This is a genomic window from Bacillus pretiosus (assembly GCF_051294775.1).
GTDB classification, from domain to species: Bacteria; Bacillota; Bacilli; order Bacillales; family Bacillaceae_G; genus Bacillus_A; species Bacillus_A wiedmannii.
The window spans coordinates 120,666-142,512 of sequence record NZ_JBPPHF010000002.1 but is presented as its reverse complement, the minus strand read 5'-3'; the positions used below and the strand labels follow the sequence as shown (position 1 = coordinate 142,512).

The window sequence follows — 21,847 nt, the reverse complement described above, 5'->3', positions numbered from 1 at the left end:
AACTTTCCTAACCAATTAGACTACCTACAAATAACAGGATAAAAAACCTTGAAGCATAAAAGCTCCAAGGTTTTCTTCCTATTAACTTAGTCTAATAATAGTTAGAGTAGCTCCTGGCGTTGCCGTAGATAATGTAGCTATTGCAACTAATCCAAATAACTGCAGACTAATGGCAGCTCCAGCAGGTAAATTAGCAATTATTGTCGCATTAAATGAACCTGTAGCTATTGCTGGTGAATTTATTGTTCCTGCAAGCAGACTGCCATTTACAGTTATACGAGAACTTACAAGTAAAGAGGCTGTTAAATTTATTGTATAAGCTATATAGTAATTCCCCGCATTCGCAACCGTAAATACGGTATTTCCTCCGCTAACGGTAATTCCTGGTCCAATATTTTGATTGTTCGGTAATGGTACATTTGTACCACCTAATAAAACGGAAATAGCGGTTCCTGATGTATTATTCGCAAATGCATACGTTGCAGTTGTACTAACTCCGGTCGCCCCGGTCGCTCCAGTGGCTCCAGCTCCGGTTGGACCTGTATCTCCAGTTGGACCTTGTGAACCGCTTGCTCCTGTTGCCCCCGTTGGACCTTGAATTCCTTGCGGGCCTTGAATTCCTTGAGGACCTGTCGCTCCGGTTGCTCCTGTTGCTCCCGTTGAACCTTGAATTCCTTGTGGGCCTTGAATTCCTTGTGGGCCTTGAATTCCTTGAGGACCTTGAATTCCTTGAGGACCTGTCGCTCCGGTTGCTCCTGTAGCTCCCGTTGGACCTTGAATTCCTTGGGGACCTTGAATTCCTTGTGGGCCTTGAATTCCTTGGAGACCTGTCGCTCCGGTTGCTCCTGTAGCTCCCGTTGGACCTTGAATTCCTTGCGGGCCTTGAATTCCTTGGATTCCAGTTGGGCCTTGTGGGCCGGTCGGACCTATGTCACCTTGCGGACCTTGGATTCCCTGTGGGCCTTGTGCTCCTGTTGACCCCGTCGCTCCTTGGATTCCTTGAGGACCTTGAGGACCTTGAATTCCTTGTGGGCCTTGAATTCCTTGGGGACCTTGTGCTCCTGTTGTCCCCGTTACTCCTTGGATTCCTTGAGGACCTTGAATACCCTGTGGACCGGTTGGACCTATCTCTCCTTGTACACCTTGCATTCCTTGCGGACCCTGTAAACCCGTCACTCCGGTTGCTCCCGTTGCTCCTGTCGCTCCTGTCACTCCTGTTGAGCCTGTCGCCCCGGTATCTCCTGTTACTCCTGTCGCACCTGTTGCTCCTGTCGGGCCAGGTGGTCCTCCTGATGGACCTGTTACTCCCGCCGGACCTGATGGACCCGTTGGGCCGGTCGGTCCTGCTGGTCCTCCAGATGGGTCTGTTACCCCCGTTGGACCGGTTACTCCTGTTGGGCCTGTAGTGCCTTCCCCTGTCGCACCTGTTGCTCCCCTATCTCCTGTTGCTCCCGTCGGACCTTGGATTCCTTGAATTCCTTGTGGACCTTGCACTCCTTGTGCGCCCGTCGCTCCTTGAATTCCTTGTACTCCTTGCACTCCTTGTGGCCCCATGGGACCGGTTGGACCTATCTCTCCTTGTACACCTTGCATTCCTTGGGGCCCCTCTGGACCTGTTGCTCCTATTTCCCCTTGTATCCCTTGAATTCCAGTTGCTCCTTGTGCTCCAGTTGCTCCCGTTATCCCTTGCACACCTTGTATTCCCTGTATTCCTTGTGGACCTTGTGGGCCTGTTGCTCCTACCGGTCCTTGAATGCCTTGTATCCCCTGAGGACCCTCTGGACCCGTTACTCCAACTGGCCCTTGAACACCTTGTATTCCTTGCGGACCCTGAAGTCCCTCTGGGCCTTCTGGACCGGTTGGACCTATGTCACCTTGTATTCCTTGCGGACCCTGAAGTCCCTCTGGGCCTTCTGGACCGGTTGGACCTATGTCACCTTGTATCCCTTGGATTCCAGTTGCTCCTTGTGGCCCAGTCGGACCTATGTCACCTTGCGGACCTTGATCTCCTGTTGCCCCTGTTACTCCTTGAATTCCTTGCGGACCTTGAACACCTTGGGGGCCTGTTGCTCCTATATCTCCTTGCACACCTTGTATTCCTTGAGGTCCCTGTAAGCCCGTCACCCCAGTTGCTCCTGTTTCTCCAGTCGCTCCTGTCACTCCTGTTGAGCCTGTAGCCCCAGTATCTCCAGTTGCTCCTGTCACCCCAGTTGCTCCTGTTGGGCCAGGTGGTCCACCGGATGGACCTGTCACTCCCATCGGACCTGATGGCCCCGTTGGACCAGTCGGTCCTGCCGGTCCTCCAGAAGGACCCGTGACCCCTGTTGGACCGGTTACTCCTGTCGGTCCCGTAGTTCCTTCCCCTGTTGCTCCGGTTGCACCCGTATCCCCTGTTCCTCCTGTTGGACCTTGGATTCCTTGAATTCCCTGCGGCCCCTGCACTCCTTGCGCTCCCGTCGGCCCTTGAATTCCTTGAACACCTTGTACTCCCTGTGCTCCCATTGGACCTGTTGGACCTATCGCCCCTTGAGCACCTTGCACTCCTTGAGGCCCCTCTGGACCCGTTGCTCCTATTTCCCCTTGTATCCCTTGAATTCCAGTTGCTCCTTGTACTCCAGTTGCTCCCGTTATCCCTTGCACACCTTGTATTCCCTGTATTCCTTGTGGACCTTGTGGGCCCGTTGCTCCTACCGGTCCTTGAATGCCTTGTATCCCCTGTGGCCCCTCTGGACCCGTTGCTCCAACTGGCCCTGGCACTCCTTGGATTCCTTGCGGACCTTGAAGTCCTTCTGGGCCTTCTGGTCCTGTTGGGCCTATCTCACCCATCGGGCCTTGAATCCCTTGAACTCCTTGTGGTCCCGTTTCTCCTGTTGGACCCGGTACTCCTTGTATACCTTGTGGACCTTGATCTCCTGTTGCTCCCGTTATCCCTTGAATTCCCTGAACTCCTTGTATTCCTTGTTCACCAGTTAAGCCCGTCGGCCCCGGAATACCTTGAATACCTTGCGGACCTTCTGGACCTGTTGGTCCAATTGGCCCTTGAACCCCTTGTATTCCTTGCAATCCCTGTGCTCCTGTTTCTCCTGTACTTCCAGTCGGTCCTGTATTTCCCGTTACTCCAGTTACACCTGTACTTCCTGTTACCCCTGTATTTCCCGTTGCTCCCGTCGCACCTGTACTTCCACTCGGTCCACCTCCTGGACCTGTCGCACCAGTTGCCCCCGTCGGACCTGGTGGTCCTCCAGATGGACCCGTTATCCCTGTTGGACCTGTTATTCCAGTTGGGCCTGTAACCCCTTGACCAGTTGCTCCTGTTGCCCCCGCACTTCCACTCGGTCCTTGTGGTCCTTGTATCCCTTGTGCCCCTTGTATTCCTTGTGGACCTGTTGCACCTGGTACCCCTTGCACACCTTGAATTCCTTGAGGTCCCTCAGGTCCAGTCGCTCCAATCGGACCTTGTAACCCTTGTATCCCCTGTATACCTTGTGCCCCAGTTGCTCCTGTTGGACCAATCGGACCTTGCAACCCTTGCACTCCTTCTGGTCCTGTCGCTCCTGTAGCTCCTTGTGCTCCCCTCAATCCTTGCGGCCCCTGCTGTCCTTCTGGTCCTGTTGCACCTATTGGTCCAACTGGTCCTTGTATCCCTTGCACACCTTGAAGTCCTGTCGGGCCCATCTCCCCCATCGGACCTTGTAATCCTCTTGGTCCTTGAGGGCCAGTCGGACCTTTGGGACCGGTTGGGCCAGTAATCCCAATGCCAGTAAATCCCGTTGGAACGGGTGGAAAGGTAGGACCAATAAGATTTGGTGAAATTCTGAAATTAGAGTTTAATGAATGTTTTTTATCGCGCTCTCTCACACTTTCACCACCTGCACACCATCTTTTTTACATGAAACAAACCTCTTCTTCTTAATATGTATTTACAAAAACAAACTCAAAGACTATTTTTATTTGAAATAATAAAAACTCCCTTAAATCCTTAAGGGAGTCCAGCAATTGAATCCATATTATCTGTATTAGGGACAGCTTGTGCTATACTCGATGCATTTACACTTTGCCCCATATTTGTTCCTGTTACAGTACCGGCAGGAGTGCCTCTTGTATATGTTGTCGTCACCGAATCACCCGGCTGTAAACAAAGCTTCGTCTCCGTCCCTATTACTGTAACAACGTCAATCCAAGTGCACCCCATTGAGCCACTATACGATTTCGTAGCAGTAAATGACGTATCACTCAAATTATCACCAGTAAATATATTCCCAGTGTTATTCACAATAACAAACTCTTTTATATGAGCAGGCATAATTACACTCTACCTTTCCTCTATGAACCTAATGTACGTGTACTCGTTGCTAATGGCGGAAGAAATACTGATGTTCGAATCACCGCTTCTGGCTGCCTTTTCCCATTTAAAAAAATAGCCGCACTCGATCCTCCAGCACCTGCATATATTTTTGCTACAGCTAAAGGTGAGATATCATAACAGTCACCGACATTAACAGCCCCTGTATTATTAATAATTTTTACTTTCCGCAAGTTAATCCCCATTTACCTATCCCCCTTTTGTACACTGTATGCAAAAGAAAAAAACTTGAAACAAACACGTTTCAAGTTTTTTTAGCTACTTATTTCGTTTCACCTTCATATTGAAGCATACCGCCAACCATGTTCATTGTTTTAAATCCTTGCTCATTTAAATAATGGCATACATTTTCACTGCGCATTCCCGAGCGACAAATAAAGATATATTCATTCTCTTTATCAAAGAAATCTACTTTATTTGGGATATCACCCATTTTAATATGTACAGCTTCTGGAATTTTCCCTGCCGCTACTTCTTCATCTTCCCTTACGTCTACTAAAAATAACGTTTCTCCATTTTCTAAACGCTCTTGCACTTCTTCTGTAGTAATTGTTTTAACTTCTGTCATATGTCGTTCCTCCTTATATACAATAAAACCTTTAGTCTCTTCCTTAAACAAGCATATCTAGTCAATTTTAGCATGCGAAAGAAAGAACGCAAAGAATGGAAATTTTATTTCTCAATTTTCTCGCAAAACTTATTCTTTACAAACATAACTCGTGCATTGTATCCTCAATATACTTGTTTTATGAAAGGAGCCAATGAAAATGACACTTTTTCTTTTCATTACGGGCATCATTTTCTTAATCGCCGCAATTATTGCACTTAGTATGAAGAATAATAAAAAGATAAAATCACCACAAGAAATGTCATTCTTATTTCTATTGCTTAGTATCGCATTCTTCGGTATAGCAATTGCCACATATATTTTCCGTCTACAAATCATGTAAAAAAAGGTGCCTACTACATACATCGCACCTTTTTCACACCATTTATTTTCTACACCAAACTAGATACTTTCCGATTTAAAAATTCATAAACTTTCTTTTCAAATAAATGAATATCAAATGCTCCTGCCATATGCCCATTTATACTTTCTATCTCATACACTTCCGCATACTTCCCTTGTTTTTGCAAAATGTCTACCATTTTATAATTATAGCGTGACGGCTGAAGCAAATCTTGTTTGCACGGAATCATAAGTACATTTGCTTCTATGTTAGAAAGCGCCTCTTCTAAAGACGAAAATCCATGCGCAATATCATGTAATAAAACTGCTTTCGCAGTGTATATCCACGAATTTGCATCTACTAACTCTATACTTCTATATGTCACTTTATTTATTTCTTTCTCAAATGATGTTAATGCAGCAAATGTTTCATAAGGTTCTTTCTCTACACTATTACGAGGGAATGTCGTTTCATAAAAATGCTCATCAAATGCGTTCATAAACATCATTCTATTTGCTAAATGAAGTCCCTTCATTGGCTGCTCTTCTCCATATTTTCCGCCCTTCCAACTTGGATCTAGTTGAATAGCCTCAATTGCATTTTGCGCTACATTTACCGACGTAATAATTGGATTTTGCGGGTTCGTAATAACACCAATCATCCGCTCTACCATATGAGGATAATGAACAGCCCATTGCTGCGCAATCATCCCACCAGCTGACGGTCCCATTACAGCATGTAACCTTGAGATTCCCATATCTTTTATTAACTCATATTGCACACGAGCTACATCAAGAAATGTAAAAACCGGAAAATCCATCGCATATTCATCTCCAGTTTTCGGATGAATCGATTTCGGTCCCGTTGTAAACACATAAGGGTTCTTAACCTGCACATTACAAAGATTATCAGTACATATAACAAAATATTTATTTGTATCAACTGCTTTTCCCGGTCCAATTAAACCATCCCACCAACCAGACTCCTCATCATGCGCTGTATATTTCCCTGCCGCGTGACTCGTTGCACTAAAATAATGGCATACCAAAATCGCATTTGACCTTTCTCTATTTAAAGTACCATACGTCTCATACCCCATTTGAACAGGAATTCCCCTACCATTTTCAAACGTAAACTCTCTTAAAACAAACTTTTCCTTTTTTACAAATTGCACAGACTCGCCCTCTTCCCGCCATAGTATGAACTGCTGCTTACTAAAGGATTTTTTCTATGCAAACTAATCTCCTCCTTCTTTTCATAAATAAATGAATAATATACAAAATTAGCCACAAAATAGCATTATATTACACAATCAAAGAGGGCATACATATGATTTGGAATTGGCTACGTAAGAAAAAAAAATCAAATACGACAGAGAAAAACGAAACAGATAACTCGGAGCAACAGCCTAACAACCAAGAGAATGATAAAAAAGAACAGACTAGAAGTATGAAACATAATAAAGATAGCAATAGCGAGCAAAAAAAAGAGGAACACAAAGAGCCTTCTCAGGATCAGCAGCAACAACATTCTAAACAAAACGACTCAGATCAGAATCAACAACAAAACTCTAAACAAAACGACTCAGATCAGAATCAACAACAAAACTCTAAACAAGACAACTCGAATCAGAATCAACAACAAAACTCTAAACAAAACGACTCGAATCAGAATCAACAACAACATTCTAAACAAGACAACTCGGATCAGAATCAACAACGAAATTCTAAACAAAACGACTCGAATCAGAATCAACAACATTCTAATCAAGACAACTCGAATCAGAATCAACAACAAAACTCTAAACAAAACGACTCGAATCAGAATCAACAACAAAACTCTAAACAAAACGACTCGAATCAGAATCAGCAACAACATTCTAAACAAGGGAACTCGGATCAAGATCAGCAGCAAAACTCTGGAAATAATAGTATTTATGATTTTACGAAACCAGAAAAAGACCGGATTCACTCTCTACAAGATTTAATAGAGAAACTCAAAAAATCTAGCGATTTTGTTAATTATCACACATCTGACGATGAAACGATGCCTTATTGGATTTCTTACTATCGCCCTTCGCTTGATGGAGAGAAATTACAAAAGTATTTAATGCCTACTCTTTTAGAACGACCTAACGCTTCACTAGAAGAGCTAAAAGAACATATTCCAATGAGCGGTATTACAATTACGAACGATTTACAAAAAATTGAGGACATGGTGTTAAAGGGACATGCGATTATTCAATTGAATCAGCAAGACCAAAAGTGTATGCTTGCAAACATTGCAATTGATACGTATCGGGCACCAAGCCCTCCTTTAAACGAATCGACTGTTATCGGTCCTCAAGAAGGTTTCGTAGAGGATATTGATACAAATATTAATTTAGTTCGAAAACGTCTTCCTGTTTTAGATTTACAAACAAAAGAAATGATTGTCGGCGAGTTTTCCAAAACAAAAGTTGTCATGATGTATTTAGACAACCTCGCTGAAAAAGAAAATGTAGATTTTCTCGAGGAGTCATTACGTGCTCTTGAATATGATCAAATTAATGATAGTGCTTATATACAAGAACTAATGGGTGAAAAGTCGATTTTCCCTCTCTATATCAATACAGAACGTACTGATAGAGTTACAAAAGCACTCATTGATGGGAAAATTGCTATTTTTGTGGATGGTTCTCCAAGTGTTCTACTTACGCCAGTATCCTATTTCGATTTTTTCATTTCACCAGAAGACTATAACGTTTCTTGGCTATACGCTACATTTTCACGCATTTTACGCCTTATCGCTGTTCTATTTTCAATCTGTGCTACACCACTATATGTTGCAATTTTAAATTATCATTATGAACTTATTCCAAGTGATTTACTTGAAACTTTGATTTTATCAAGGGCACAAGTACCATTCCCACCTTTAATTGAAGCACTCTTTTTAGAACTTGCAATCGACTTATTGAGAGAAGCTGGCGCGAGATTACCGATGAAAGTTGGTCAAACACTCGGAATTGTAGGTGGTATCGTAATCGGGCAAGCATCTGTACAAGCTGGTTTAACGAGTAATATTTTATTAATTATCGTTGCCTTATCAGCACTTGCTTCCTTTATTACACCTATTTATAAAATGGGTAATGCAGTTCGATTACTACGCTTTCCATTTCTTATGTTTGCAGAAATAGGCGGATTGTTCGGGATTTCTCTTGGATTTATCTTCTTATTTACGCATCTATTCAGACTTACTTCCTTACGTAAGCCGTACGCTTTGTTTTATCCGACGAGACAACAGTCGGTTAAGGACTCTTGGATTCGTTTTCCTTTAACGATGATTGATACAAGGGATGTACAAGCGAGGCCACAACATGTAAAAAAATCAGCAAAAGGAATTTCAACAAAACATAGATCAGACTTTGATGATTAAAGAACGAGGTGCATCGATGAGTAAAGTTCAAGAAAAATATCAAATATCTCCTGTCTTTGTCTTCTTCTTAATTCACGGTGCACAGTTTGGAGCTGGCGTTCTCGGCTTCGCTCGAATTACTGCCAAGGCCGCTGGATACGATGGCTGGATGGGCGTTCTAATCACAGGAATCTGTATCCAGATTCTTATATGGATGATGTATTTTTTATTAAAAGAAACAAACGGTAATTTAATCGACTTACATCGGCAAACATTTGGAAAGTGGCTAGGGAACGGCGTTAACATCATCTTTGCTGCTTATTTTTTAATCGTCAGTATTTCCGTCATTCGAACATACGTTGAAATTATTCAAGTGTGGATGTTTCCTACCGCTTCCACTTGGATGTTAACACTCTTTTTATGCTTAGTTAGCTATTACATTATTTCTTCTGGATTTCGTGTAATTACCGGTATTTGCGTCATCTCTGTTGGTGGTACATTAGGATATTTATTTCTAAGCTTATTCGTTTTGAAATATTCACATTGGGATAATTTACTACCTATATTCACACATTCTTTTTCAGACATTTTAAAATCCGCTCAACTGTCAATCTACAGTATGACCGGTTTTGAGATTTACCTCATGGTGTATCCATTTGTGAAAAAGCCTATGCAATCTCATAAATACGCCCAGCTTGGAGCACTATTTTCAAACCTTCTATATTTATTTAGTACCCTTTTAGCCTTTTCGTTTTTTAGTGAAAAACAATTGTTAAAAACGATATGGGCCCAACTTTCTATGACCCAAGTCATTCAATTACCATTCATAGAAAGGCTAGAATATATTGCAATTTCAGCTTATGCCCTCGTTATTATTACAAGTTTTATTCTACCTTTGTGGGCGGCAACGAGAGCAACTCACGAAATATTCCGTGTAAAACAAAGAGGTGTTTTAATCGCTTTTATCATTATCACCCTCATTGTTTCACAACTTTTAACAAACAGACACGATATTAATAATTTTATTAGTAATGCATCAAAGGGGAGCTTTTGGCTCATTTATGTATACATCCCAATCCTATTTATCATTGTGTGGGTGAAAAGAAAATGGAAAAAATCAAAAATAAATTAATACTTATCTCTTGTATAACACTCATCAGTCTAACTGGATGTTTACAAAAAAATATTATCGATGACGTACACCTTATCCAAGGAACTGTCTTTGATGTAGCAAAAGATAATAAAATAAAGGTAACATTTGTTTGTCCTATTCAGCAAAAAGGGAACAAAGTTCAAGTTTTTGAAGGAACAGCAAATGCTGTAAAACAAGTAAAAGCAGACACATCTTTAGAGTCTTCTCAACCATTTGCTAGCGGGCAAATGCGAGTTGCTCTATTTACCACCCGAATTGCTAAGAAAGGAATGGTTGCTTCCTTCGATACATTAATTCGCGATGTAAACATTGGAAATGCCTTATATGTTGCTTTACTTGAAGGTAATGGTACTGAACTTTTAAAAGGAAAGTACACGACTTCATCCAACGTTGCAATTTATATAAAAAAAATGCTAGAACATAATATGGAAACCGGTCCTTTACCAACAGATAATCTGCATATAGGAGCATTCCGTTATTATCAAGAAGGGCAAGACTACTATATTCCAATTTTAAAGAAACATGGTGATAAAATAAAAATCACCGGAATTGGTCTTTTTAAAAAGGATAAATATGTTGGTAAAATTGCAGAAAAAGATATGTTTGCATTCAAAGGACTTTTAGAGAAACATAAGTTGGATTCACATGAATTTAAAGCAAATCCTGGGTACGTAATGATTAATAATATTCGTTCTGTTCCAACATACGATATAAAAATAAAAAATGGAAAGTCTTCTTTTTCCATTCATGTTAAAATTGATGCTCGCATTCAAGAAGTATCAAAACAAATTAACTTAGAGAATGCTAAGAACACAAAAAAGATTGAGAAAGCCATCCAAAAACAATTGGATATACAAGGTAACAAGTTAATTAAGCAATTCAAATCTTTAGGTGTCGATCCGCTCGGGCTAGGAGCTAAATACAAGCAACATTATCGCCCATTCAAATTAGAAGAGTGGAGGCAAATGTATAAAGATGTTCCAGTTACTATAAAATACACCGTAAATATTACAAATTCTGGTGTAATTGAATGAGAAATGATTGAACTCCTCTCTCCAGCATGATACAACGGAAAGAGGAGTTTTTATTTTAGATAGAGAGAGAAGATATTTACGGGGGAGCTTATGTCTAAAAAATTAGTAAAGCCTATTTTAAATGGTATTTTATTTCTCGGCGTCTTTTTATTTGCTCATACATACTTAAAAAATGTTTCCTTCACACGTTATTTACTTGTCGTTATTCCAATGTTGCTCGTTGGTATGTTTGGCATCGATCTTATTTTATCCATTTTAATAAAAGAAGAAAAATAACGAGCAAGGCCGTCCCAAAAGTATTCCGGGATGGCTTTCTTTTATTAATGGGGTATGTTTTGTCGTTTAGTCGATATAATCTTTCCTTATCTTAACTAAAAGATGAAACTTTTGAACAGTCCTTTTTCATTTCATAATCACCTTATGTTACAATGAGATTCGGCACAAAGCGAGAAAGGATGAAACAACATGACAAACGAAAAAGGTTTAGATAAAGGATACGAACTTGTTGCAAAAATGCATGAAGAGTTCGGACACCCTGTGACAAATACTCCAACGAAATTAACAGAAGAACGTGCAAAAATTCGTGCTAGCTTTATGCAAGAAGAGCTAGAAGAATTTCTAGAAGCAACGACTGTTGAAGATCAATATGATGCACTAATTGACCTTATTTACTTTGCATTCGGAACGTTTGCCGAAATGGGCGTACGTCCTGATAAAGGATTCGAAATTGTAAATAACGCAAACATGGCAAAACTATTCCCTGATGGAAAACCTCGATTCCGTGAAGGTGACGGCAAAATTCTAAAACCAGAAAGCTGGCAAGCACCAGAACCACAACTTCGTGCTGAAATCGAACGCCAGCGCCAAGAAGCTGAAAAAAACTGCTAGGATTTCCTAGCAGTTTTTTATTATGTCTTTTTTTCTGCAATTCATTAATGGCCCACGTGTCCAGCGTGCCCTGCTGCTCCACTAATGCTAGCCGCTCCTGCTGCTGCTCCTGCTCCTCCTGCTCCAATTCCACCTGTCCAAGGAGAAGATTGTTGCTGTTGATATTGTTGGTATTGTTGGTGCTGTTGGTGCTGTTGGTGCTGTTGACCATGTTGGCCTTGGTGACCGTGTTGGCCTTGGTGACCGTGTTGGCCTTGATGACCGTGCTGGCCTTGGTGACCATGATGACCGTGCTGGCCATGATGACCGTGCTGGCCTTGATGCGTTTGATAAAGAACCGCCTGTGGATATATATGATGGTGTCCGTGGTGATGTACTTGTTGTTGATGGCCGTGTTGACCTTGGTGATGATGATGACCGTGCTGACCGTGTTGGCCTTGATGGTGGTGATGTCCATGATGACCGTGTTGGCCTTGATGGTGATGATGTCCATGATGACCGTGTTGGCCTTGATGGTGATGATGTCCATGATGACCGTGTTGGCCTTGATGGTGGTGATGTCCATGATGACCGTGTTGGCCTTGGTGATGGTGATGTACATGGTGTCCGTGAACACCTTGCGGATAACCACCTACTCCACCTGCTACAACACCTACTCCCGGTACCGGAAATCCTGTCTGCACTCCTCCAACGAAAGAAGGAAATGTAGTTGGTACTCCTACTGGAATTCCTGTCTGTACGCCAGCTACTGATGTCGGAAATCCTCCTGTTACTGTAGGCATTCCAGCCCCTGATGTCGAAAACCCTCCCATTAATGTAGGCATTCCAGTTTGCATGCCCGCTACCGATGTTGGAAATCCTCCTGCTCCTCCACCCATCCAGCTCGGAATTCCACCGTACCCTTGTTGGCCAGCTCCTCCCATTAACATCATTTGTGTATAACTGTCCGATTCGCCTCCGAAGAAGCCATGTGGTGCATTATTGTCCATCCCTTTCATTCCTTTCACCTCTTCTACTCAATTTAGCCTACCTTTTTTATCATATTTCCTATAGAAAAATAGGTGTTTGTCTGTATTGGAATTCCGCTCTTTTATTTGTACGTAGTGGAATAGTTGAAAATTTAGATGAAGGAGATCCTGAAATTATTTTCTACACAAAAAAACTCAGAGCATAAATGCTCTGAGCTTTTCTTTCATTCATTAGTTTGCAACAACGTTAACAAGTTTTCCAGGAACTACAATTACTTTACGAACTGTTTTTCCTTCGATTTGGTCTTGAATTGCTTCAAGTGCAAGTTGTTCCATTTCTTCTTTTGATGCGTCTTTACTCATTGTTAGTTTCGCGCGAACTTTGCCCATAACTTGAACAACGATTTCAACTTCATCTTCTACAAGTTTAGCCTCATCAAATGTTGGCCAGCTTGCATATGTGATTGTTTCATTGTATCCAAGTTTGCTCCATAGTTCTTCCCCGATGTGAGGTGCAACTGGTGCAATCATTTTTACGAAACCTTCTACATATTCTTTCGGAAGTGTTTCAGCTTTATATGCATCGTTGATGAATACCATCATTTGAGAAATCGCTGTGTTGAAGCGAAGCTCTGCATAGTCTTCTGTTACTTTCTTCACTGTTTGGTGGTAAGCTTTTTCAAGCTCTTTATTTGGTGCATCAGTAATTTTCTCACTTAATTCACCATTATCTTGAATGAATAGACGCCATACGCGGTCTAGGAAACGACGAGCTCCGTCAAGACCATTTTCAGACCAAGCAATCGAAGCATCTAATGGTCCCATGAACATTTCGTATAGACGAAGTGTATCTGCACCATGGCTTGCTACAATATCATCAGGGTTTACAACGTTACCTTTTGATTTACTCATTTTCTCGTTGTTTTCACCTAGAATCATACCTTGGTTGAATAATTGTTGGAACGGCTCTTTCGTTGGAACTACACCGATATCGTATAATACTTTGTGCCAGAAACGAGCATATAGTAAATGAAGTACAGCGTGCTCCGCTCCGCCGATATAAATATCAACTGGAAGCCATTGTTTTACTTTTTCAGGATCTACAAGTGCTTCGCTATTGTTTGGATCGATGTAACGTAGGTAATACCAGCAGCTACCAGCCCATTGTGGCATTGTGTTCGTTTCACGACGACCTTTTTTACCAGTTTCAGGATCAACAACGTTTACCCACTCGTCAATGTTAGCAAGTGGTGATTCACCTGTACCTGAAGGACGGATGTTTTCTGTTTTAGGAAGAACTAATGGTAATTCTTCTTCTTTCACAGCTGTCATTGTGCCATCTTCCCAGTGGATTACTGGAATTGGCTCACCCCAGTAACGTTGACGGCTGAATAACCAGTCACGTAGACGGTACGTTACTTTTTGATTTCCTGCGCTCGTTACTTCAAGCCATTCAATCATTTTTACGATTGCTTCTTCTTTATTTAAACCATCAAGGAATGCTGAGTTTACGTGCGCACCATCACCTGTGTATGCTTCTTTCGTAATGTCTCCGCCTTTTACAACTTCCTTCATTGGAAGATTGAACGTTGATGCGAATTCATAGTCACGCTCATCATGAGCGGGAACTGCCATTACAGCACCTGTTCCGTAAGTTGCAAGAACATAGTCAGCGATCCAGATTGGTAATTTCTCACCATTTACTGGGTTAACTGCGTAAGCACCAGTGAATACACCAGTTTTCTCTTTCGCAAGTTCTGTACGCTCTAGGTCACTCTTCATTTTAACAGAGTTAATGTAAGCTTCTACAGCTTCTTTTTGCTCTGCTGTTGTAATGTCAGCAACAAGCGCATGCTCTGGGGCAAGTACACAGTAGCTCGCACCAAATAGTGTATCAGGACGCGTTGTGAAAACTGTGAATTTCTCGTCTGTACCATCGATGTTGAAGTGTACTTCTGCACCTTCAGAACGACCAATCCAGTTACGTTGCATATCTTTTAAGCTTTCTGGCCAATCAAGCTCATCTAGATCTTCTAATAGACGATCTCCGTAAGCTGTAATTTTTAACATCCACTGTCTCATCGGACGACGCTCAACTGGATGTCCACCGCGCTCACTCTTACCGTCAATGATTTCTTCATTTGCAAGTACTGTACCAAGTGCTGGGCACCAGTTTACAGGTACTTCATCAACGTAAGCTAAACCTTTTTCAAATAGTTTTAGGAAGATCCATTGTGTCCACTTGTAGTAGTTTGGATCTGTTGTATTTACTTCACGATCCCAATCGTAAGAGAAGCCTAATGCTTTAATTTGATTACGGAACGTATTAATATTAAGCTCTGTAAATTCTGCCGGGCTGTTTCCAGTATCAAGTGCATATTGCTCTGCTGGAAGACCGAACGCATCCCATCCCATTGGATGAAGAACGTTATATCCTTGCATACGCTTCATACGAGATAAAATATCTGTCGCTGTATAACCTTCTGGATGTCCTACGTGTAGGCCTGCACCTGATGGATATGGGAACATATCTAGTGCATAAAATTTTGGTTTTTCTGTCTCATCTGGCGTACGGAATGTTTTATTCTCTTCCCAGTACCCTTGCCACTTCTTCTCAATATTTTGATGATTAAAGCTCATGAGATACCCTCCTTGAAATTCTATTTATTTTCACCGCCCAAAATACAAAAAACCTCTCATCCCTAGAAAGGGACGAGAGGTTATAGATTCCCGCGGTACCACCCTAAATTAATGTACAAATATACATTCGCTTAGATCCGTAACGTGGATTAACGGCAATTGCTACTACTAGTTTCACAACTGCAACTCAAAGGCGAGTTCATAACGAAACGTGGATTGACTTGCACCGACCGTCAACTCTCTAAACCAGCTTCTATTACTACTACTCCTTCTCACTGTTATTACAAATATGAGTTAAGTGAACTACCCTTCGCTTAGAATCTCTTAAGAGCTTGCTTAAAGCGGGGCTTCTCGGTTAATCGTTACTCTTCATAACTAATGAATTCGTCTTACGACAGCCGAGCTATCTCCCTTGTTCCAAAGGTTGTTTTATTTAAATATATTCTAAAACATGTGAACATGTTCCGTCAAACTAAACTGCAATTTTTTCTTCAACTGTTTCTTCTACTTTTACTCGTTTATCATACATGCTCGTTGCAATAATCGCTACTACAAGCATTACCATGATTGCTATAAACAATACTTCCATATTGTATAAATCAACAATTGCTCCGCCAACGACCGGTCCGAACATTTTCCCTACAGTCGCCGCGCTATTTACAACCCCTTGATAAAACCCTAACTTATCTTTTGGCGCAAGTATATTTGCAATGGTCGGAACTGCTGGCCATACGAATAACTCACCAATCGTTAACGTTACCATCGCAACGAGGAACATCGTAAATTGCTGCGCTTGACTTAACACAATAAATGACGCCGCAAAAATGATGATTCCAATCATAATTTGTTGTTTTAAAGAACGCTTCATCCAGCGAATTAACATACTAACAAGTGGCTGCGCACAAACAATCATCGCTCCGTTTATCGTCCATAATAAACTATAATGGCGGAGGCTAATATCTAATTCCCGCATATGAGTCGCAATCGCCCCTTGCCACTGTACATATGTAACCCAGCATAAAGCATATGCTACACATACGATAAGAAGTGCTTTGAATCCAGGTGTAAGTGTCCAGCCTTTTTTCGTTTCGACTTCTTTTTTCACTCCTGGCTCTTTCATGTCTTCCATACCACGGAATCCAATAAAAGCAATTAAGAAGAAAACAAAGTACAAAACAAAATTGGCTAAGAAAATATAATCAAAACGGTAAGATGCAACTAAACCACCGCACGCTGTTCCGATCGCAATACCAACGTTTTGCCCAACATACATCGCATTAAATGCTCGTCTTCCGCCCTCTGGCCAAACCGTACCGACCATCGCATACATCGATGGGAAGACCATTCCAGAACCAAAGCCGATTAATGCTAGCCACACAACATATAACGGCCAACCGTGGAAGAACACAAGACCTAAAATCGATACGAGTGTAATAATAATCCCTACTAAAGTTGATTTATAACCGCCCCATTTATCAAATAAAACGCCGCCGAGCAAGTTTCCGATTACACCAGTAAGCGAGTTGATCATTAATACCATTCCGGCCACAGATAAAGATTTTCCTAGGTGATCATGCAAATAAATTGTATTAAAAGGCCATAAAAAAGAAGCACCCGTGACATTAATAATCATCCCAGCTACTAATAGCCATACTTTCCTTGGCATAGTCTCCCCTCCTATTCTATTTTTTTCGTTCATCTATAACAGTAAAATTGTAGTCGTTTTTAAATAGGAAGGCAACTGATTAATAGTTGATGAAATTCAGATAATGGTTTTTCGGTAAATGAAATTATATGAATTGTCACTTGAAAATATATCAGCGATTATTAAAATATATCGACTTACCGACAAAAAACGACATCAACAACAATATATAAAAAAGGAAGACTACATAAAGTTCATGCAGTCTCCCCCTTATTTATACTATCCAACTTCTTTTTCTCGCTTCGCACGTTCTTTCGCACTCCATTTAAATATTTTATCTAGTAGAGAGTATATTCTCCCAGACTCCTTCGTTAATAGCGGTCCTAAGGATGCTAATATTAAAACGTACAGTGCAGAGAACGGTTTAATCGTTGCCATTAAACCACCCGCAATGCCGATATTGGCTACAATAATGGAGAACTCTCCGCGTGATACGAGGGTTAAACCGATATTCGTAGAAGCCTTATGCGATAACCCGGCTTTACGTCCCGCCATCATTCCAGCTGTAAAATTACCGATGAGCGTAATGAAAACTGCTCCTAATGCCAACCACACTGCTCCTCCAAGTGAAAACGGATCTATACTTAAACCGAAACTGAAAAAGAATATGGCTCCAAAGAAGTCACGAAATGGAACGACGAGATGCTCAATCCGATCACTATGCTCTGTTTCAGAAAAGACGAGTCCTAACAATAATGCTCCAATTGCCTCAGCAACATGAATCGTTTCTGAAAATCCTGCTACAAAGAATAAAATGGCGAATATTACGATAATAAAAATTTCGTTTGACGAAATATCTAATACTTTATTTAGAAACGGCGTAGCTTTTCTAGCGATTACAAAGAATAGTAGCATATACCCTACCGCGATTAACACCGATGTAAGAGCACCTACAAATGATGTTGCACCACCGAGTACTAACCCTGAAACGACTGATAAATATACAGCTAAAAAGATATCATCAAACATAATGATTCCTAATATTAATTCAGTCTCTTTATTACCAGATCTTCTTAAATCAACAATTACTTTTGCAACAATTGCACTCGATGAGATTGTAATGATTCCAGCAATAATTAATGTTTCTAATAAGGGGAAACCCATAACATATCCATAAAGTAAACCCAATATGAAATTAAGCGATATATGAATACTACCCCCAAAAGCAATCGACTTTCCTGATTTAATTAATTTTTTTATTGAGAATTCTAAACCTAAGTAGAATAAGAGGAATATGACGCCAACACGGCCGAGGAAGGAAATAACTTCTCCGCTTTCAATAAACCTTAAATCGATAAGTCCTAAATCTGGAGCATGAGGCCCCACTAACATACCGAGTATAATGAGAAACGGAATAATCGAGAACTTTAACTTCGCAGCGAGGATAGCTGCAAAAGCTACTAATACTAACGCAGTTCCAACTTCAAAGATTAAAGTATCCATCGATTAGGAATCACCTCCTGCTGAAAGCAATTCATTAATAATTCTTTTCACTTCATGTCTTTCACCCGACAATACGAGCATATCGCCAGCTTCAATAATAGAATCTGGACCTGGATTAAAGAATTTCTTCATATTCTTTTTCAAAATAGCAATAATCGTTACGTTATATGTTTTTCTGACATGTAAGCTACCAATTGTTTGTTGTACTACTGGTGCATTATTCTCCACCTTAAACCATTCAATTGATAATCCTTCAAAAGCCATCTCAATTGTGTCTAGCGCTTGCGGCCTATATACCATTCCGCCTAATATAGCCGCAATTTGTCTCGCTTCAGAATCACGAAGAGAAATGCTTGAAATACTCTCATCATGATCCGCATCAAAATGATACATTTCTCTTCGGCCATCATCATGAATCACAATAACCATTTTTTCATTACCTTTTGTTATCACTTCAAATTTACATCCAATGCCAGGTAGTTCACTCTCTCTAATATTCATATTTTCCGCCTCCTAAAGTTTTTAGTTACGGCTCTTACAAATCTACATCAATCTCTGTTTTAAACTTCTCATCTTTTGAGATTCCTAAATACTTGAGCGTTTCTGATGGAGTTGCGTGATGAAAATGCTTTTGCAATAGCGCAATCGCTATTCCTCTTTTGTACGCATGAAATCCAAATGTTTTTCGCATTGAATTCGTTCCAATCTTTCCAACAATCCCAACCGCTTCAGCTGCGCTATGGATAACACGATATGCTTGTTGGCGTGAGATTGAATTTTTCGTTTTATTAGATTGAAATACGTAGTTTTCTCTTTGAGCATCAATAGATTGTGCGTACTCTAAAAGGGCTTCTTTTACTTTTGTATTTAAATAAATATCTTGTTTGAATTTTTCATCTTTCACAGGAAGAGAATAGAACTCTTTAACAGTTCCATCTTCATTCAATACCTCTTCAAATTTCATACTAAGTAGTTCAGTGATCTTTAATCCAGTGTTAATTCCAATAACAAATAAAAGATAATCTCGCTGCGAATGCTCTTTTAAATACTTTTTCATAGCCTCAATTTGGCTTATATCTTTTAATGCCTCTACAACTTCCATACATGTATCTCCTCATCTTATGAACGGTAATTTTCTCATTATCCTGTCCATTTTACCTTATCATGCTATGAGATTTCCATGTATTATCCATTATTTTCACAATATACTCTTACGACAATTTTTCATTTGGAAATTTATGATTGTACAAATACGGTGTGGGTAGAAAAAATAGGGGGAGTACAAGTTCAGCTTCTTTCTACAGATCGGATTCCTCCTTTCATTTTCCGGTTGCTGATACTTTCATATTATGTTACTTATTTACATTATATTATACATTTTAGTAACATTAAAGTGTTTTTTTCTGAAAATACAAAAAGCCGAGCACTTTCACTCGGCTTTTTACCTATTAATCTTCTTTTGGAAGAACAATTCCTTTATACAATTGAACTGTAATGAAGTAATAAATCGCATAAATAACTACGAAAATTACGATCGGTACCCAAATACGGAAGTAAGGATCCATTAAAATAAATCCGAAAATATTCATACCAACTAATACGTGAGCGATACCCACAATTGCCGGGAATAAGAATACTAAGAATAATTCTTTATAAATCGATTTCGTTAATAACTCACGGCGCACACCGATTTTACGAAGCATTTGATAACGTGTAATATCTTTTGATGCACCAGAAAGAATTTTAAACATTAAACAACTTGCCATCATTGCTAAGAACGCAATTCCAAGGAAGAATCCCATAAATACTGTTCCACTCGCAACGCCGTAGAATCCATTGTAAGATTGATATTTACTATCTAATCTTTCAGCTTTTACATTTTTATATTTAACTAGCTGCAACTCGTCAAGTTTTTTCCATTCTGTTGTGTATGCTACAAAATCGTCTGTTTTTCCAGTAACTACGATTCCTTCTTTACCATTTACAGTATCGTACATTTTCTGATCTACAATTTTAATTGCATGATCTTCATATAGATAAAATGGCTGAATTGTTCTGAAAGCCTCGTTCCATTCTTCTGGAAGTTCTTTAGCACTCGCATCTTTTTCATTCATTTCTCTAGAAACTGCACCTACTGGCAGTTCCTCTGAAACTTTCTTTATTTTTCCTAAATCCTTCATACTTTCCATCTGTTTTGTATCTTGTACGAAAGGAGGATTTTTCTCTAAATCTTCTTTTACATAATAAACGTATTTATTATCTACTTTGTAACGATATTCATTTTTCTCTTTAAATGTAATACCATCTAAAATATTCTTTTCTTCAACTGTTGGGTTATGAATAACTGAATCATATATTACTAAACCATCAACCATTTTTATAACGTTATTTTTAAACGCCATACCACCTGAAATTGCACCCGCTCCAAGAGCAACTAACATCGCTACCGTTGCAAGTACTTTCGTTAAGCTATTAATACGGAAATTTAATTGTGCAAACGTAAAAGCATTAAGTCCTTTTTCACTACGTTTTTTATTACTCTTTAACTTTCTAATGATAACTGGGAGAAGTGATCCAAATAGCATGTAAGTACCAGTTGTTGTTGTAATTAATGCAATAAGGATTCCCATTTCTCTTAGTTTTGCCATATAAATCATTGATGCATAGCCAATTCCTAATAAAATAACAGCAAGGATTGCAACGACACCTGTCATTTTTCCCTTTACTGCAACACGCTCTGTTTGTGCGTCTGCATGTACAAGTTGCAGTACAGAAATACGTGATAACTTAATACTGTTCATAATTGCTGATAATACAAATAGTGCAAAGAAGAAAATGCAAGTAACAGTCATAGATGGAAGATAAAATGCTTTATAGCCTTCACCAGCAAATTCTAATTGTTTCATTAATAACTGTCCGATACCTTCTGCAAGTCCTACACCAACTGTAATACCAATCGCAAGAGACGCAGCACCTAATACAATCGTTTCAATAAACATAAGCAATGTAACTTTATGTTTTTTTGCTCCTAACATCATGTACATACCAAACTCTTTTTGACGAAGAGATAATAAGAAAGAGTTCGCATATAAAATGTAGAAGAACGTTATAATGGCTAGTAAAAATGAACCTGCCTGGAATACGAATCCAATTGATTGAATAACTGAGTTAGATTCAATAAACGCTTTATTAAGCGCTAACGTTTGGAACATATAAAAAATTGAGATAGACATGACAAGACCAACAAGTAAGACGATATAATCTTTCAGCTTACTCTTCAGCCCCGACATGGAAAGTTTAAATAACATAC

General features: G+C 40.1%; 18 protein-coding genes, 1 pseudogene and 1 other annotated feature. Of the genes and pseudogenes, 7 read left to right on the top strand and 12 right to left on the bottom strand.

Annotation, left to right across the window (positions count from 1 at the left end):
• Positions 1-81: 81 nt before the first annotated feature.
• The 4 genes from ACSG5Z_RS08880 to ACSG5Z_RS08865 all read right to left on the bottom strand — a co-directional run bounded on the left by ACSG5Z_RS08880 (position 82) and on the right by ACSG5Z_RS08865 (position 4,931).
• Positions 82-3,858, bottom strand: coding sequence for a BclA-related collagen-like exosporium protein (locus ACSG5Z_RS08880; RefSeq protein ID WP_435711314.1), 3,777 nt, complete (start codon positions 3,856-3,858; stop codon positions 82-84).
• 121 nt (positions 3,859-3,979) lie between these two features.
• The gene (locus tag ACSG5Z_RS08875; RefSeq protein ID WP_001110863.1) at positions 3,980-4,303 is read right to left on the bottom strand and encodes a hypothetical protein; all 324 of its coding nucleotides are present in this window, start codon (positions 4,301-4,303) and stop codon (positions 3,980-3,982) included.
• A 20-nt stretch (positions 4,304-4,323) separates the two neighbouring features.
• Complete coding sequence (locus ACSG5Z_RS08870) at positions 4,324-4,548, bottom strand: spore germination protein (protein ID WP_000512461.1); 225 nt, start codon at positions 4,546-4,548, stop codon at positions 4,324-4,326.
• 77 nt (positions 4,549-4,625) lie between these two features.
• Positions 4,626-4,931: a rhodanese-like domain-containing protein gene (locus tag ACSG5Z_RS08865; protein ID WP_000141210.1), complete on the bottom strand. Its 306-nt coding sequence runs from the start codon at positions 4,929-4,931 to the stop codon at positions 4,626-4,628.
• Between the two features lie 199 nt (positions 4,932-5,130).
• Between ACSG5Z_RS08865 and ACSG5Z_RS08860 the strand changes: the two genes are divergently transcribed.
• Positions 5,131-5,313, top strand: a complete 183-nt coding sequence (locus ACSG5Z_RS08860; RefSeq protein ID WP_000171896.1) for a hypothetical protein — start codon at positions 5,131-5,133, stop codon at positions 5,311-5,313.
• Between the two features lie 49 nt (positions 5,314-5,362).
• Here ACSG5Z_RS08860 and ACSG5Z_RS08855 read toward each other — a convergent pair whose 3' ends face one another.
• Positions 5,363-6,487: a homoserine O-acetyltransferase family protein gene (locus ACSG5Z_RS08855; protein WP_087984855.1), complete on the bottom strand. Its 1,125-nt coding sequence runs from the start codon at positions 6,485-6,487 to the stop codon at positions 5,363-5,365.
• A 155-nt stretch (positions 6,488-6,642) separates the two neighbouring features.
• On the opposite strand from ACSG5Z_RS08855, the gene ACSG5Z_RS08850 reads away from it, so the two are divergent.
• From ACSG5Z_RS08850 to ACSG5Z_RS08830, 5 genes are all read left to right on the top strand, one after another.
• Positions 6,643-8,727, top strand: coding sequence for a spore germination protein (locus ACSG5Z_RS08850; RefSeq protein WP_435711313.1), 2,085 nt, complete (start codon positions 6,643-6,645; stop codon positions 8,725-8,727).
• A gap of 16 nt (positions 8,728-8,743) precedes the next feature.
• Positions 8,744-9,838 carry a spore germination protein gene (locus tag ACSG5Z_RS08845; RefSeq protein WP_106382724.1) on the top strand — a complete coding sequence of 365 codons (1,095 nt, stop codon included), beginning with the start codon at positions 8,744-8,746 and terminating at the stop codon, positions 9,836-9,838.
• A complete protein-coding gene (locus ACSG5Z_RS08840; RefSeq protein ID WP_435711312.1) occupies positions 9,814-10,893 on the top strand; it encodes a Ger(x)C family spore germination protein in 1,080 nt (359 codons plus the stop codon). Before ACSG5Z_RS08845 ends, ACSG5Z_RS08840 begins: the two co-directional genes overlap by 25 nt.
• Before the next feature lie 90 nt (positions 10,894-10,983).
• Positions 10,984-11,169 carry a hypothetical protein gene (locus tag ACSG5Z_RS08835; RefSeq protein WP_000038782.1) on the top strand — a complete coding sequence of 62 codons (186 nt, stop codon included), beginning with the start codon at positions 10,984-10,986 and terminating at the stop codon, positions 11,167-11,169.
• 189 nt (positions 11,170-11,358) lie between these two features.
• On the top strand, positions 11,359-11,781 hold the full coding sequence (locus tag ACSG5Z_RS08830; RefSeq protein WP_435711311.1) for a pyrophosphohydrolase domain-containing protein: 423 nt from the start codon (positions 11,359-11,361) through the stop codon (positions 11,779-11,781).
• 44 nt (positions 11,782-11,825) lie between these two features.
• Here ACSG5Z_RS08830 and ACSG5Z_RS08825 read toward each other — a convergent pair whose 3' ends face one another.
• Positions 11,826-12,779, bottom strand: coding sequence for a hypothetical protein (locus tag ACSG5Z_RS08825; protein ID WP_435711310.1), 954 nt, complete (start codon positions 12,777-12,779; stop codon positions 11,826-11,828).
• Between the two features lie 95 nt (positions 12,780-12,874).
• Here ACSG5Z_RS08825 and ACSG5Z_RS08820 point away from each other — a divergent pair.
• Positions 12,875-12,955 (top strand): annotated as a pseudogene (locus ACSG5Z_RS08820) (GNAT family N-acetyltransferase); the annotation flags it as partial.
• A gap of 25 nt (positions 12,956-12,980) precedes the next feature.
• On the opposite strand, the gene leuS reads toward ACSG5Z_RS08820, so the two are convergent.
• The 6 genes from leuS to ACSG5Z_RS08790 all read right to left on the bottom strand — a co-directional run bounded on the left by leuS (position 12,981) and on the right by ACSG5Z_RS08790 (position 21,845).
• Positions 12,981-15,389, bottom strand: a complete 2,409-nt coding sequence (gene leuS, locus ACSG5Z_RS08815) for a leucine--tRNA ligase (protein WP_137012338.1) — start codon at positions 15,387-15,389, stop codon at positions 12,981-12,983.
• A gap of 65 nt (positions 15,390-15,454) precedes the next feature.
• Positions 15,455-15,674, bottom strand: a binding site (T-box leader).
• 187 nt (positions 15,675-15,861) lie between these two features.
• Positions 15,862-17,055 (bottom strand): MDR family MFS transporter, encoded by a 1,194-nt coding sequence (locus ACSG5Z_RS08810; protein WP_435711309.1) that lies wholly within the window; start codon positions 17,053-17,055, stop codon positions 15,862-15,864.
• A 258-nt stretch (positions 17,056-17,313) separates the two neighbouring features.
• A complete protein-coding gene (locus ACSG5Z_RS08805; RefSeq protein WP_087984862.1) occupies positions 17,314-18,537 on the bottom strand; it encodes a cation:proton antiporter in 1,224 nt (407 codons plus the stop codon).
• A gap of 3 nt (positions 18,538-18,540) precedes the next feature.
• A complete protein-coding gene (locus ACSG5Z_RS08800; RefSeq protein WP_001026048.1) occupies positions 18,541-19,038 on the bottom strand; it encodes a cation:proton antiporter regulatory subunit in 498 nt (165 codons plus the stop codon).
• A gap of 34 nt (positions 19,039-19,072) precedes the next feature.
• A complete protein-coding gene (locus ACSG5Z_RS08795; RefSeq protein ID WP_088064616.1) occupies positions 19,073-19,639 on the bottom strand; it encodes a tyrosine-type recombinase/integrase in 567 nt (188 codons plus the stop codon).
• Positions 19,640-19,985: 346 nt separating this feature from the next.
• Positions 19,986-21,845: an FtsX-like permease family protein gene (locus tag ACSG5Z_RS08790; protein ID WP_435711308.1), complete on the bottom strand. Its 1,860-nt coding sequence runs from the start codon at positions 21,843-21,845 to the stop codon at positions 19,986-19,988.
• Between the last annotated feature and the right edge of the window lie 2 nt (positions 21,846-21,847).